11 protein-coding genes are annotated in these 13,634 nt (G+C 69.7%); 5 read left to right on the forward strand and 6 right to left on the reverse strand.

The features are described 5' to 3' along the window. The first annotated feature begins 212 nt into the window (after window positions 1-212). The 4 genes from NF681_11120 to NF681_11135 all read left to right on the forward strand — a co-directional run bounded on the left by NF681_11120 (window position 213) and on the right by NF681_11135 (window position 4,659). A complete protein-coding gene (locus NF681_11120; protein UST52895.1) occupies window positions 213-2,600 on the forward strand; it encodes an RNA-binding transcriptional accessory protein in 2,388 nt (795 codons plus the stop codon). A gap of 156 nt (window positions 2,601-2,756) precedes the next feature. Further along, window positions 2,757-3,317: a fasciclin domain-containing protein gene (locus NF681_11125; protein UST52896.1), complete on the forward strand. Its 561-nt coding sequence runs from the start codon at window positions 2,757-2,759 to the stop codon at window positions 3,315-3,317. A gap of 136 nt (window positions 3,318-3,453) precedes the next feature. Further along, a complete protein-coding gene (locus tag NF681_11130) occupies window positions 3,454-3,927 on the forward strand; it encodes a DUF4174 domain-containing protein (protein ID UST52897.1) in 474 nt (157 codons plus the stop codon). Between the two features lie 126 nt (window positions 3,928-4,053). Continuing rightward, complete coding sequence (locus NF681_11135) at window positions 4,054-4,659, forward strand: hypothetical protein (protein UST52898.1); 606 nt, start codon at window positions 4,054-4,056, stop codon at window positions 4,657-4,659. A 12-nt stretch (window positions 4,660-4,671) separates the two neighbouring features. Here NF681_11135 and argA read toward each other — a convergent pair whose 3' ends face one another. From argA to NF681_11150, 3 genes are read right to left on the reverse strand one after another with little or no spacing between them, the layout of a single operon-like run. Beyond that, the gene (gene argA / locus NF681_11140) at window positions 4,672-6,021 is read right to left on the reverse strand and encodes an amino-acid N-acetyltransferase (GenBank protein UST52899.1); all 1,350 of its coding nucleotides are present in this window, start codon (window positions 6,019-6,021) and stop codon (window positions 4,672-4,674) included. 33 nt (window positions 6,022-6,054) lie between these two features. Then, entirely contained in the window at window positions 6,055-6,498 is a 444-nt protein-coding gene (locus NF681_11145; protein UST52900.1) for a PIN domain-containing protein, read from the reverse strand. Beyond that, on the reverse strand, window positions 6,480-6,809 hold the full coding sequence (locus NF681_11150; protein ID UST52901.1) for a DUF6364 family protein: 330 nt from the start codon (window positions 6,807-6,809) through the stop codon (window positions 6,480-6,482). Before NF681_11150 ends, NF681_11145 begins: the two co-directional genes overlap by 19 nt. A 67-nt stretch (window positions 6,810-6,876) precedes the next feature. On the opposite strand from NF681_11150, the gene hrpA reads away from it, so the two are divergent. Next, window positions 6,877-10,953 carry an ATP-dependent RNA helicase HrpA gene (hrpA, locus tag NF681_11155; GenBank protein ID UST52902.1) on the forward strand — a complete coding sequence of 1,359 codons (4,077 nt, stop codon included), beginning with the start codon at window positions 6,877-6,879 and terminating at the stop codon, window positions 10,951-10,953. Window positions 10,954-11,022: 69 nt separating this feature from the next. Here the strand turns inward: hrpA and NF681_11160 are convergent, their stop codons facing one another. Genes NF681_11160 through NF681_11170 form a run of 3 tightly spaced genes read right to left on the reverse strand, consistent with a single transcriptional unit; the run spans window position 11,023 to window position 13,607 of the window. Then, window positions 11,023-12,159, reverse strand: a complete 1,137-nt coding sequence (locus tag NF681_11160) for a pyridoxal phosphate-dependent aminotransferase (GenBank protein UST55746.1) — start codon at window positions 12,157-12,159, stop codon at window positions 11,023-11,025. 53 nt (window positions 12,160-12,212) lie between these two features. After that, complete coding sequence (locus NF681_11165; GenBank protein ID UST52903.1) at window positions 12,213-13,154, reverse strand: CysB family HTH-type transcriptional regulator; 942 nt, start codon at window positions 13,152-13,154, stop codon at window positions 12,213-12,215. A 60-nt stretch (window positions 13,155-13,214) separates the two neighbouring features. Continuing rightward, on the reverse strand, window positions 13,215-13,607 hold the full coding sequence (locus NF681_11170; protein UST52904.1) for a CbiX/SirB N-terminal domain-containing protein: 393 nt from the start codon (window positions 13,605-13,607) through the stop codon (window positions 13,215-13,217). Between the last annotated feature and the right edge of the window lie 27 nt (window positions 13,608-13,634).

Consider the following 13,634-nt stretch of genomic DNA (forward strand, 5'->3'; position numbering starts at 1 on the left):
GCTGGGGGGCGGGTTGGCGTCGGACATCAGCAGGGAATGTAGCCGAAAGCTTACGCGATTCTTTCAGCGCGAGGCCCCGAAGCGGCGGGCGTTCGGTCAGTGGGCGCTATGGCAAACTTTCCCGCTTCCATCGCCGGGCCCTCGCGCCCGCGTCGATCCGTCCCGCCGCGCCGGCCCGCCGCCGGCCGCGTTCCTCCCCAACCTTCCAGCCCATGCAACAGATCATCCGCCAGCTCGCCGCCGAGATCAGGATCGGCGAGCACCAGGTGAAGGCCGCCGTCGACCTGCTCGACGGCGGCGCCACCGTCCCTTTCATCGCCCGCTATCGCAAGGAAGCCACGGACGGCCTCGACGACGTCCAGTTGCGCGAGCTGGAGGCACGCCTGTCCTACCTGCGCGAATTGGCGGACCGGCGCGTCGTCGTCCTGCGCGGCATCGACGAGCAGGGCAAGTTGACCGACGCGCTGCGCGCCGCCATCGCGGCCGCACCGACCAAGCAGGAACTGGAGGACCTGTACCTGCCGTTCCGCCAGAAGCGCCGCACCAAGGGGCAGATCGCGCGCGAGGCCGGCATCGAGCCCCTGGCCGACCGGCTCCTGGCCGACCCGGCGCGCGACCCGGCGGTCGAGGCCCTGGCCTTCCTGCGTCCCGCGACGACGCTGGACGACGGCAAGCCCGGACCGGACTTCTCCACCGTGTCCGCCGTGCTCGACGGCGTGCGGGACCTCCTGGCCGAGCGCTGGGCCGAGGACGCGGTGCTGGTGCAGGGCCTGCGCGAATGGCTGTGGGCGGACGGCCTGTTCCGCGCCAGCCTGATGAGCGGCAAGGACGAGGCGAATGTCGACGTCGCGCGCTTCCGCGACTACTTCGCCTACGACGAGCCGATCGGCCGCGTGCCGTCGCACCGCGCGCTGGCGGTCTTCCGGGGACGATCGCTGGACATCCTCGACGCCCGGCTGGTGCTGCCGGTGGAGCCCGAGCCCGGCCAGCCCTCGATCGCCGAGGGCCGCATCGCGCTGCACCTGGACTGGCGCCACGCGAAGCGTCCGGCCGACGACCTGATCCGCCGGTGCATCGCCTGGACCTGGCGCGTGAAGCTGTCGCTGTCGACCGAGCGCGACCTGTTCGCCCGGCTGCGCGAGGAGGCCGAGCGGGTCGCCATCAAGGTCTTCGCCGACAACCTGCGCGACCTGCTGCTGGCGGCCCCGGCGGGCCCGCGCGTCGTCATGGGGCTGGACCCGGGCATCCGCACCGGCGTGAAGGTGGCCGTGGTGGATGCCACCGGCAAGCTGGTCGAGACGGCGACCGTCTTCCCGCACGAGCCGCGGCGCGACTGGGACGGTTCGCTGCACGCCCTGGAGACGCTGTGCGCGAAGCATGGCGTGAACCTGATCGCCATCGGCAATGGCACGGCCAGCCGCGAGACCGACCGGCTCGCCGGCGAGCTCATCAAGCGGCTGGCCCGGCCGCCCGCCGATGGCGCGGTCGTCGCGCCGGGGACGAAGGCGCTGGAGAAGGTGGTGGTCAGCGAGGCCGGCGCGTCGGTCTACTCCGCCAGCGAGTTCGCCTCGCTGGAGATGCCCGATGTCGACGTCAGCCTGCGCGGCGCGGCGAGCATCGCGCGTCGCCTGCAGGATCCGCTGGCCGAACTGGTGAAGATCGATCCGAAGTCGATCGGCGTGGGCCAGTACCAGCACGACGTCGATCAAGGCGCGCTCGCCCGCACCCTGCAGACGGTGGTCGAGGATTGCGTGAACGCCGTCGGCGTGGACCTCAACACGGCCAGCGTGCCGCTGCTCTCGCGCGTCTCGGGCCTGTCGCCGAGCGTGGCGCGCGCGGTGGTGCGCTGGCGTGAGGCGCACGGCGCGTTCTCCACCCGCCGCCAGCTGCTGGACGTCGGCGGTTTCGGCCCCAAGGCGTTCGAGCAGAGCGCGGGTTTCCTGCGCATCCGCGGCGGCGCCGATCCGCTGGACATGACCGGCGTGCACCCGGAGACCTACCCGCTGGTCCAGCGGATCATCGAAGGCACCGGACGGCCCGTCGCCGAACTGATGGGCCGCGCCGAGGTGCTGCGCACCCTGCGGCCGGAACGTTTCGCCGACGCGACGTTCGGCATCGTCACCGTCGAGGACATCCTGGGCGAACTGGAGAAGCCCGGCCGCGACCCGCGCCCGGACTTCAGGGTGGCGCGCTTCAACGACGGCGTCGAGGACATCGCCGACCTGGTCGAGGGCATGGTGCTCGAAGGGACGGTGAGCAACGTCGCGCAGTTCGGCGCCTTCGTCGACGTCGGCGTGCACCAGGACGGGCTGGTGCATGTCAGCCAGCTGGCGCACAAGTTCGTCGCCGACGCGCGCGAGGTCGTGAAGACCGGCGACATCGTGCGCGTCAAGGTGATGGAGGTGGACGCGGCGCGCAAGCGCATCGCGCTGTCGATGAAGCTCGACGCGGCCCCCGCGCGGCGCGACGCGCCACGCGGCAACCGCTTCGAAGGCGCCGGCGGCGGACGCCAGGCGAGCGCGGCGCGCCGCGACGCCGGCGCGGCACCGGCCGGCCAGATGGCCAGCGCCTTCGCCAAGCTCCAGGGGCTGCGCAAGTGAGAGGAGCAGGCCGCGGGCGTCCGGTGTGCAGGGGACGGACCAAGACTGTTGCAAATTCTTTCACGTGATGCGAATCCAGGGGGCGGGCGGGACCGTACTGATCACAACTGCCATGCGCTGCATGGCGGCCAAACCAACCACCCTCAGGAGTCATCCATGCAACGCAAGTTTTCCCGCCTCGCTTCCATCGCCCTTGCCGCCGCGCTGTCGGTGGGCGCCGTCTCCGCCATGGCCGCCGACGTGATGGTGGGCGGTGCCCCGATGTCGCCGACCAAGGACATCATCGACAACGCCGTCAACTCCAAGGACCACACCACGCTGGTCGCCGCCGTGAAGGCCGCCGGTCTGGTCGATACGCTCAAGGGCCCGGGCCCGTTCACGGTCTTCGCGCCGACCAACGCCGCCTTCGCGGCACTGCCGGCCGGCACGGTCGACACCCTGCTCAAGCCCGAGAACAAGGCCGCCCTGACCGGCGTGCTGACCTACCACGTGGTGCCGGGCAAGATCGATGCCGCCGCGCTGACCAAGCAGATCACCGAAGGCAAGGGCACCGCCACGCTGAAGACCGCCGCCGGCGGCACGCTGACGGCCAAGAGCAGCGGCGGCAAGGTCATGATCACCGACGAGAAGGGTGGCACGGCCACCGTCACCATCGCCGACGTGATCCAGTCCAACGGCGTCATCCACGTCGTCGACAAGGTCCTGCTGCCCAAGTGATCGGCGCGTTCCCGCCGAGCGGGGATGATCCAGGGGAGGGTGCGCGAACGACCGGCGACGGTCCGGACCGCACCCTTCCTGCATTTGCGCGCAGGCGGTCGCCGGTGCGATCGCCGCTTCCAGGAAAGCCCGTCCAATGAACCCATCGAAATTCTCCGGCCTGCGTTTCCTGCTGTGGGGCCTGGCGATCACGTTCGCCCTGGCGCCGCTCTGGCTGTCGCCGGCGTTCGCGGCAGCGTCGGCGGGCGACAACCCGCTGCTCGCCGAACGCTGGAAGACGCGGCCGGTGGTCCTGGTGGTGCCGACCCGGGATGATCCCCTGCTGCGGCGCATGCAGGCGGCACTGGACGCGACGCCCACGCGCGAGGCCTTCCTGGACCGCGAGATGGTGCTCTACACCGTCGTGGCGGGCGAGGGTCGGCGCAACGGCCGGCCCCTGTCGGCGCGGCGGACGGGGGCCCTGCTGGACGCCCTGGGTCTTGAGGCGGGCGGCGCGCCCACCTTCGTGCTGGTGGGCAAGGACGGCGGCACCAAGATGAAGACCGGGCCGGAGGTCGAACTCGACGCCGTGTTCGCGGAGATCGACCGGATGCCGATGCGCCGGCGCTGATGCCGACACCGATATCGATGTCGATGTCGATGTCGATGTCGATGTCGATGTCGAGTCATCGTGGCGTATCGCTTCAGTGACAATCGGCGTCGTCGTTTTTTCTCCCGCACCGGGCTTTTCCTCGTCATGGACCTCTTCATTCTGGCGGCCCTGCTCGCCGCCGGCGCCTTCGCGCTCAAGTCCAGGGACCAGCGTGGCCGCATCGCCCTGCTGGGCAGCCACCTCGGGCAGTTCCAGATCGAGAAGCTCATGGAGACCGTGACGCAAGGCTACCTGCGGTGCCTGGGCGAGGCCGATCCGGTGCGGCGCGAGCAGATCTGGGCGCTGCTGGAGCCGAGCGAGAAATCGCTGGCCTCGCAGTTCGGGCGCTTCGCCCGGGGCTTCTCGGAGGTCGACGCGCAGCGCGCCCGCGTCAGCAGGCTGCCGTTGGCGCTTCCCTACATCGGCAACGCCTTCCCGGCCAGCACCTTCGACGTGCGCCGCGCCTTCGAGATCCATGCGCGCGGCATCGCCGAGGCCGTGGTCGTGCGACCGGGGCAGAGCGCCAAGGCGCGCGCTTTCACGATGTCGGCCGAGCTCTTCCTGATGCAGCACACCTGCCACTGGTACTGCCGCTCCAAGGCGGTGGCGTCGGCGCGGATGATGGCGCGCCACCAGACCTCCTACGCGCTGCTGCTCGACTCGGTCTCGCCCGCCACGCGCAAGGCCTACCGCGAACTGACCGGCCAGTAGGCGCGCCGGGCGTCAGCCCAGCTTCTTGACCAGGACGTGGCTGCGCCGGTCCCAGTTGTACTTGCGCTTGCGGGCCTCGGGCAGCCAGTCGGGGTCGACCTGGACGAAGCCGCGCTTGATGAACCAGTGCATGGTGCGCGTGGTGAGCACGAAGATGCTGTCGAAGCCCTGCGCCTTGGCGCGCTGCTCGATGCGCTTGAGGATGCGTTCGCCGTCGCCGGTCGACTGCGCCTGGGGCGACACCGTGAGCGCCGCCATCTCGGCCGTGCGCGCCTCCGGATAGGGATAGATCGCGGCGCAGCCGAAGATCACGCCGTCGTGCTCGATCACGGTGTACTGGTGGATGTCGCGCTCGATCTCGGTGCGGCTGCGCTTGACCAGCGTGCCGTCGCGCTCGAAAGGCTCGATCAGCTGGAGGATGCCGCCGATGTCGTCGACCGTCGCCTCGCGCAGCGATTCCAGTTTCTCGTCGATCACCATGGTGCCGATGCCGTCGTGCACGTAGATCTCCAGCAGCAACGCGCCGTCCACCGCGAAGGGCAGGATGTGGCTGCGCTCCACGCCGGCCTCGCAGGCCTTCACGCAGTGCTGCAGGTAGAACGCGGTGTCGGTCGGGCGCTGCGCCGGCGGCAGGGTGGCGAGCAGCTTGCGCGCCGCGTCCAGCGGGAGTTCGGTGTCGATCGGGTTGTCCTCGCTCTCGGGCAGTTCGCTGTCGACGCGGATGCCTGGGATCTCGGTCAGGAAGATCAGCTTGTCGGCCTGGATCGACGTCGCCACGCTGGTCGCGACTTCCTCCATGGTCAGGTTGAAGGCTTCGCCGGTGGGCGAGAAACCGAACGGCGACATCAGCACCATGGCGCCGAAGTCGAGCGTTCGGCGGATGCCCACGGCGTCGACCTTGCGCACCAGACCGGAGTGCTTGAAATCGATGCCGTCGATCACGCCCACGGGGCGCGCGGTGATGAAGTTGCCCGAGATCATGCGCACCGTCGAGCCGGCCATCGGCGTGTTGGGCAGGCCCTGGCTGAAGGCGGCCTCGATCTCGTAGCGCAACTGGCCGGCGGCTTCCTGGGCCGAGTCGAGCGCGACCTCGTCGGTGATGCGCAGGCCGTGCGAGTAGCGCGCCTCGTGCCCCTTGGCGCGCAGCTGCTCGTTGACCTGCGGGCGGAAGCCGTGCACCAGCACGATCTTCACGCCCATCGACTGGATCAGCGCCAGGTCCTGGGCGATGTTCTGCAGCTTGCCCGCCGCGATGGCCTCGCCGGCCAGGGCGACCACGAAGGTCTTGCCGCGGTGGGTGTGGATGTAGGGCGCCACCGAGCGGAACCAGGGCACGAAGGTGAAATTGAAGACGGCGGACATGGGAGAGGTGAAAGGAGTTGTGGGTGTCGCGCTTCAGGCGAGGGTGGTGAACGGGTTCTGAAGGACGAGGTTGCCGAAGCGCTGACCGTGCTGCATGTCCTCGCTGTAGAGCGTGTCGACGCCCGATCGGATGGCGGCCTCGACCACCATCGCGTCCCAGATCGGGAGGCCGTTCTCGGACGCGCGGGCCATGGCCTTGAGCACCAGCGCGTTGTCGCTGTCGATCACCGGCCACTCGCAGAATGCCGCCGTCATCAGGGACGCCGTCGGGGCCGCCACCTTGAACCTGCGCACCAGGTTGTGGAAGAGCTCGATCAGCACTTGCGTGCTCAGCACTGCCTTGCGCTCGCGGCCGAGTCGTTCGATCAGTTTTCTGGCGATCGCCTGTTTGGTCGGCTGGGTGTCGTCGAACGCATAGAGCAGGACATTGGTGTCGAAGAAGCAGCGCTCGCCCGACGTCATGTTCGATCCGCCCATGCGCCACCGATCCGGTCGCGCGCCCTGAAGTCGCCTTCGTGGAGTTCTTCCCGGAGCGATCGGGGTGCCTGGCTTGAGGGGTCGCAAACGGCGATGCCTGTGCCGGAGTTCTGCCGCACTTCCATCCGAACGTCGTCGATCATGCGCAGCAGGTCGGTCGTGGCGTCGCCCGAGAGGCGATCGGCGGTCCCGTTGGCGTACGCGGCGATGTACTCGCGGATCTTGGCGCTCAGCGACGTGCCTTGCTGTATGGCGCGGACACGCGCCTTCTTGATCAGGTGGTCGTCGATGGAGATCGTGAGGTTGGACATTCGGGCCTCCGGAAGAGAGGGTTCACTCTACACGAGAACACGTGAACTCGTGTGGCATCGATAATGGATGGCAATGCAATCCCTCTCCATCGAATTTCCGGAATCCTTGCCGGTTTCGGCCCGCCGCGAAGAGATCGCGCAGGCCATCGCCGACAACCAGGTCGTCATCGTGTGCGGCGAGACCGGCTCGGGCAAGACCACGCAGCTGCCCAAGATCGCCTTGCAGCTCGGGCGCGGCAAGCTCGGCAAACCGCCGGGGCAGGGCCGGCTGATCGGTCACACGCAGCCCCGGCGCATCGCCGCGAGTTCGGTGGCCAAGCGCATCGCCGAGGAACTCAAGACGCCGCTGGGCGACGTCGTCGGCTTCAAGGTGCGTTTCCAGGACCGGCTGTCGCGCGACGCCTCGGTCAAGCTGATGACCGACGGCATCCTGCTGGCCGAGACGCAGACCGACCCCCTGCTCAAGGCCTACGACACGATCATCATCGACGAGGCCCACGAACGCTCCCTCAACATCGACTTCCTGCTGGGCTACCTGCGCGAGATCCTGCCGCGCCGCCCCGACCTGAAGGTGATCGTGACCTCCGCCACCATCGACGCCGAGCGCTTCGCGCAGCACTTCAGGTCGGCGAAGGGACCGGCGCCCGTCATCTACGTGTCGGGTCGCACCTTCCCGGTCGAACAGCGCTACCGGCCGTTCGAGGAATCGCGCGAGCACGACCTGAACGACGCCATCGCCGACGGCGTCGACGAACTCTGGCGCGATCCGCACAACGCCGGCGACATCCTGGTCTTCCTGCCGGGCGAGCGCGAGATCCGCGAGGCCGCCGACCACCTGCGCCGCCATCTCGCCAACCAGCCGGTGATGCGCAGCGCGGAGGTGCTGCCGCTGTTCGCCCGCCTGTCGCCGGCCGAGCAGGACCGCATCTTCGAGGGCCACACCGGCCGGCGCGTGGTGCTGGCGACCAACGTGGCGGAGACTTCGCTGACGGTGCCCGGCACGCGCTACGTGATCGACACCGGGACGGCGCGCGTCAAGCGCTATTCGTTCCGCAGCAAGGTCGAGCAGCTGCTGGTCGAGCCGATCAGCCAGGCGGCGGCCAACCAGCGCGCCGGGCGCTGCGGCCGCGTGGCCAACGGCATCTGCATCCGGCTCTACGACGAGAAGGACTTCGAGGGCCGCCCGCGCTTCACCGACCCGGAGATCCTGCGCTCCTCGCTGGCCGGCGTGATCCTGCGCATGAAGTCGCTGCACCTGGGCGACGTCGAGCGCTTCCCGTTCCTGGAGCCGCCGCAGCGCCGCGCCATCGCCGACGGCTACCAGCTGCTCGCCGAGCTGGGGGCGGTCGACGACGCCAACGAGCTGACGGCGGTCGGGCGCGAACTCTCGCGCCTGCCGCTGGACCCGCGCGTCGGCCGGATGATCCTGGAGGCGCGCGAGCGCGGCGCGCTGGAGGAGGTGCTGGTGATCGCCGCGGCGCTGAGCGTGCAGGACGTGCGCGACCGGCCGATGGACGCCCAGCAGCAGGCCGACCAGGCCCACGCGAAGTTCGACGACGAGAAGAGCGAGTTCAGCGGCTACCTGACGCTGTGGAAATGGCTGCACGACGCGCGCGGCGGGGCGCCGGTGGCGACGTCGCGGCGCGAGATGGCCCAGCAGCAGAACGGCCCCCGCCGCGCCAGCGCGGCGGTGCTGCCGGTGGCCCAGCGCCTGTCGCGCCCGACCGTGGAGGCATTGCCGGCCGAGGCCGCCGCGCAACCCACGCACAAGCTCACCAACCGCCAGTACGAGCAGCTGCTGCGGCAGAACTTCGTCAACATCCGCCGCGTGCGCGAGTGGCGCGACATCCACTCGCAGCTCCTGACGGTGGTGGCCGAGCACAAGTGGCCGCTGGGCGGGCCGGCCGCGAGCTACGAGGCGCTGCACCTGTCGATGCTCGCCGGCCTGCTGGGCAACATCGGCTGGAAGATGGAGGATCCGGCGGCCACGGGTGGGGGCCAGGCGCCGGCGGCCGGGCAGGGCCGGCCGTCGGGATCGGGCGGCAACGGCGAGTACCTGGGCGCGCGCGGCATCAAGTTCTTTCCGCACCCGGGCGCGCACCTGCGCAAGAAGCCGGGGCGGTGGATCGTCGCGGCCGAACTGGTCGAGACCACGCGCCTGTTCGGGCGCGGCATCGCCAACATCGAGCCGCAGTGGCTCGAGCAGGTCGCCGGCCACCTGCTCAAGAAGCAGTTGCTCGACCCGCACTGGGAGAAGAAGGGCGCGCAGGTCACGGCGCTGGAGCGCGCCACGCTCTACGGACTGGTGGTCTACAGCGGGCGGCGCATGGATTTCGCGAGCATCGATCCGGTCGGCGCGCGCGAGGTCTTCATCCGTGAGGCGCTGGTCGGCGGGCAATGGGAGAGCCGGCTGCCGTTCTTGGCGGCCAACCGCAAGCTGGTCAAGGAGGTCGAGGGCCTGGAGCACAAGTCGCGCCGCCAGGACGTGCTGGTCGACGACGAACTGATCTACGCCTTCTACGACGCCCAGCTGCCGCCCGACGTGGCCAGCGGCGCCTCCTTCGAGCACTGGTACCGCGAGACCTCCCGTGCCCAGCCGCGCCTGCTCTATCTGTCGCGCGACGAACTGATGCGCCACCAGGCGGCGGGCATCACGGTGCAGTCGTTCCCGCCGACGGTCCGCCTGGGCGGCGTCGACTGCGCGGCCACCTACCTGCACGAGCCCGGCGATGCCCGCGACGGCCTCACGGCGACCGTGCCGCTGTTCGTGCTCAACCAGGTCAGCGAGGAGCGCTGCGAGTGGCTGGTGACCGGCATGCTGCGCGACAAGGTCCAGGCGCTGCTCAAGAGCCTGCCGCAGCGTCCCCGCTCGCGGTTGGTGCCGCTGCCCGAATCGGCGGCGCGGCTGACCGAGGCGTTGTCGGCGCCGGAGGTCTTCGGTGCCGGCTCGCTGACCGACGCCCTGTTGAAGCGCGTGCGCGAGATCACCGGCGTCGACGTGCTGCGCGCCGATTTCAAGCTCGACATGCTGCCCGCGCACCTGTTCATGAACCTGCGCGTGGTCGACGAGCACGGCCGCCAGCTCGGCATGGGGCGCAACCTGGGCGCGCTCAAGGCCGAACTCGGCGCACAGGCACGGGGCGCCTTCCAGGCGCTGGCCGGGCTCAACGTGCGCGCGACGCCCGTGGAAGCCGCCGGACCGTCGTCGACCGGCGTCGACGCGCCCGGCGCATCCGGCACCCGACGCCAGGCCGTCCCGGCCCCCGCCGCGGCGCCGCCCCCGTCGCTGCCGGCGGGCGCCCGCTACACGGCCTGGACTTTCGGCGAGCTGCCCGAGTTGATGGAGGTCCGGCGCGGTGCGCAGTCGCTGATCGGCTTCCCGGCACTGGTCGATGGCGGCGACGGCGTGACCATCGAGGTCTTCGACGAGCCGGCCGTCGCCATGGCGAAGCACCGCGTCGGCCTGCGCCGGCTGTTCGCCCTGCAGCTCAAGGACGCGCTGAAGTACCTGGAGAAGAACATCCCCGACCTGCAGAAGATGGCCGCGGCGTACATGCCGCTGGGCACGGCGGAAGAGCTGCGCCAGCAGATCGTCGACGTGGCCCTCGACCGCGCCTTCCTGCAGGACCCGCTGCCGAGCGATGCGTCCGCCTTCAAGCGCCGCCTCGACGAGGGGCGTGGCCGCCTCACGCTCATCGCCAGCGAGGTCGCGCGGCTGGCCGGCGCGATCCTGGTCGATTACGCGGCGGCGGTGCGCAAGGTGAAGGACACGAAAGGCCATCCCGCGGCCACGGCCGACGCGTCCCAGCAACTCCAGAAGCTCATGGGCAAGCGTTTCATCGCCGACACGCCCTGGGTGCAGCTGCAGCATTTCGCACGCTACCTGAAAGCCGTCACCCTGCGCCTGGACAAGCTGCGCGGCGACCCGGCCCGCGATGCGGCGCGCCTGGCCGAACTGCAGCCCCAGGAACAGCGCTACTGGCGGCTGGTGGCCGAGCGCAAGGGCGTCGCGGACGAGCGGATGCTGGAATTCCGGTGGCTGCTCGAGGAACTGCGCGTGAGCTTCTTCGCGCAGGAACTGCGCACCCCCCAGCCGGTCAGCATCAAGCGGCTGGACAAGGCCTGGGCACAGATCTCGAGCTGATCGCCGCTGCCGGGTGTCGCCGGGAGCAGCGCAGGCGCGGCGCGGTCCCGCCCGCTGCGGGGAGCCGCTTCAGAGCCGCGCCAGGCGCTCCAGCGCCAGTTCGAGCGTCTCGTCCTTCTTGGCGAAACAGAAGCGCACCACGCGCTGGTCGAAGCCATCGCCGTAGAAGGCCGACAGCGGGATCGCCGCCACGCCGATCTCCTTGACGAGCCACTGGCAGAACGCCGCCTCGTCGAGGTCGGTGACCGGGGCGATGTCCACGCACTGGAAGTAGGTGCCCGCGCTCGGCAGCAGCCGCAGTCGCGTCCGGGCCAGCCCCGCGGCGAACAGGTCGCGCTTGTGCTGGTAGAAGGCCGGCAGGTCGAGGTAGGGCCGGGGGTCGGCCATGTAGTGCGCGAGCGCGTGCTGCATCGGCGTGTTGACCGTGAACACGTTGAACTGGTGCACCTTGCGGAATTCCGCCGTCAGCGCCGCCGGGGCGGCGACGTGGCCGACCTTCCAGCCGGTCACGTGATAGGTCTTGCCGAAGCTCCCGACGATGAAACTGCGCGCGGCCAGCCCGGGAAAGCGCCCTGCGCTCTGGTGCGCGGCACCGTCGAAGACCATGTGCTCGTAGACCTCGTCGGCGATCAGCAGCACCTCGGTCGGCGCCAGCAGCGCCTCCAGCGCGCGCATCTCGGCGGCGGTCCAGACCGTGGCGCTCGGGTTGTGGGGCGTGTTGACGATGATCGCGCGCGTCCGGGGCGTGAGCGCCGCGGCGATGCGGTCGAAGTCGGGCCGGAACGTGCCCGGGGTGAGCGGCACGCGCACGACGATGCCGCCGGCCAGCTCGATGTTGGGCACGTAGCTGTCGTAGCAGGGCTCGAGCACGATCACCTCGTCGCGCGGCCGCACCACGGCGAGCACGGCGGTGAGGATGGCCTGCGTCGCCCCGGCCGTGATGGTGATCTCGCTGGCCGGGTCGTAGCGATGACCGTAGAGCGCCTCGATCTTGGCGGCGACCGCCTCGCGCAGGGCCGGCACGCCGGGCATCGGCGGGTACTGGTTGTGACCGGCCGCCATGGCCGCGCCGACCGCCCCGGGCAGGGCCGGGTCGCAGGCGAAGTCCGGGAATCCCTGGCCCAGGTTGACCGCGTGGTGCTCGGTGGCGAGCGCCGACATCACGGTGAAGATGGTGGTGCCCACGGCGGGCAGCTTGGTGACCACCGCCGGGGTGCGCGGTGCGGCGCCGACGGCGGGGGACGGAGGGGTGGACGTGGTCACAGTTCGTAGTCCTCGGCGTGGCCGCTCAGGGCCTTTGCGATCAGGTTGCGGTCGAGTCGGTCGCTGAGCAGTTCGGCGAACTTGAAGACGAAGTTGCGCAGGTAGGCGCTGCGCTTGAAGGCGACGCGGGCGACGTTGCTGCCGAAGATGTGACCCATCGGCCGCACCACGAGGTCGGCGTTGGAGTCGTCGCGCACCGCCATCTCGGCCACGATGCCGATGCCCAGCCCGAGCCGCACGTACGTCTTGATGACGTCCGAATCGATCGCCTCCAGCGCGATGCGGGGCGTGAGCTTCTTCTGCGCGAAGGCGTGGTCGATGCGCGTGCGCCCGGTGAAGGAAGGGTGGTAGGTGATGATCGGCTCGGCGGCGAGGTCGTCGAGCGTCAGGCGTTCCTTGGCGACCAGCGGATGGTCCTTGGGAAGCACCAGCACGTGCTGCCATTCGTAGCACGGGAGCGTGACCAGCTCGGCATAGCCGTCGAGCGATTCGGTGGCGATGCCGATCTCCGCGATTTCGTCGATCACCATCCGCGCCACCTGATCGGGCGAGCCCTGGTGCAGGCTGACGTTGACCTTGGGGTAGGCCTCGCGCAGGTTCACCACCGGGATGGGCAGCACATAGCGCGCCTGCGTGTGCGTGGTGGCGATGGACAGCGTGCCACTGTCCTGGGCGCTGAACTGCTCGCCGATGCGCTTGAGGTTGCCGACCTCGCGCATGATGAGCCCGATGCTCTCGATGACGTGCTGACCGGGTTCGGTCACGCGCTTGAGGCGCTTGCCGTGCCGCGCGAAGATCTCGACGCCGAGCTCTTCCTCGAGTTCGATGATCGCCTTGGACACGCCAGGCTGCGACGTGTGGAGCGCCTTGGCGGCTTCGGTCAGGTTGAGGTTGCGCCGGACGGCTTCCTGGACGAATCGGAATTGATGCAGGTTCATAACGAATTTGTTTTTATATGTAATTCATTATGCCTTGAGAATCTATAGGAACGATGGTATTCAGCCGTCCAGGGCGATGTGGGCCAGCAGATCGATGACGCGCGGATCCTCGCCGACCGCCGATGCCACGGTCACCTCGACCGAGGGATGGGCCTCGCGCAGGGCATCGACGAGCAGGGGCAGGTCCTCGCGCGCGTGCTTGCCGATGCCCAGGAAGAGCGGAACGATGCGCAGCGCGTTCACGCCTTCGGCCGCCAACTGCGCCGCCGCCGTGGGCAGGTCGGGCGCCACCATCTCCAGGTAGGAGCAGGCGACCCGGACGTCGGGATCCTGCGACCGGACACGGGCGGCCACGGCCTCGACCGGTTCACGCCAGCGTGCGTCGCGCGAGCCGTGAGCGAAGAGCAGGACGCCGCGGCGCGGCGCGGTGGGAGGAGTCTGGGAGTCGGTCATCGAGGCAGCAGTGAGAGAGGAAACAGC

Source organism: Comamonadaceae bacterium OTU4NAUVB1 (assembly GCA_024372625.1).
In the GTDB taxonomy this organism is placed as follows: domain Bacteria; phylum Pseudomonadota; class Gammaproteobacteria; order Burkholderiales; family Burkholderiaceae_C; genus Variovorax.

Excerpts from the sequence above, each read along its gene's own strand:
- NF681_11165 (UST52903.1), bottom strand. The coding sequence starts at position 13,154 with ATGAACCTGCATCAATTCCGATTCGTCCAGGAAGCCGTCCGGCGCAAC.
- NF681_11125 (UST52896.1), top strand. The coding sequence starts at position 2,757 with ATGCAACGCAAGTTTTCCCGCCTCGCTTCCATCGCCCTTGCCGCCGCG.
- NF681_11170 (UST52904.1), bottom strand. The coding sequence starts at position 13,607 with ATGACCGACTCCCAGACTCCTCCCACCGCGCCGCGCCGCGGCGTCCTG.
- NF681_11135 (UST52898.1), top strand. The coding sequence starts at position 4,054 with ATGGACCTCTTCATTCTGGCGGCCCTGCTCGCCGCCGGCGCCTTCGCG.
- hrpA (UST52902.1), top strand. The coding sequence starts at position 6,877 with ATGGCAATGCAATCCCTCTCCATCGAATTTCCGGAATCCTTGCCGGTT.
- argA (UST52899.1), bottom strand. The coding sequence starts at position 6,021 with ATGTCCGCCGTCTTCAATTTCACCTTCGTGCCCTGGTTCCGCTCGGTG.
- NF681_11150 (UST52901.1), bottom strand. The coding sequence starts at position 6,809 with ATGTCCAACCTCACGATCTCCATCGACGACCACCTGATCAAGAAGGCG.
- NF681_11145 (UST52900.1), bottom strand. The coding sequence starts at position 6,498 with ATGGGCGGATCGAACATGACGTCGGGCGAGCGCTGCTTCTTCGACACC.
- NF681_11130 (UST52897.1), top strand. The coding sequence starts at position 3,454 with ATGAACCCATCGAAATTCTCCGGCCTGCGTTTCCTGCTGTGGGGCCTG.
- NF681_11120 (UST52895.1), top strand. The coding sequence starts at position 213 with ATGCAACAGATCATCCGCCAGCTCGCCGCCGAGATCAGGATCGGCGAG.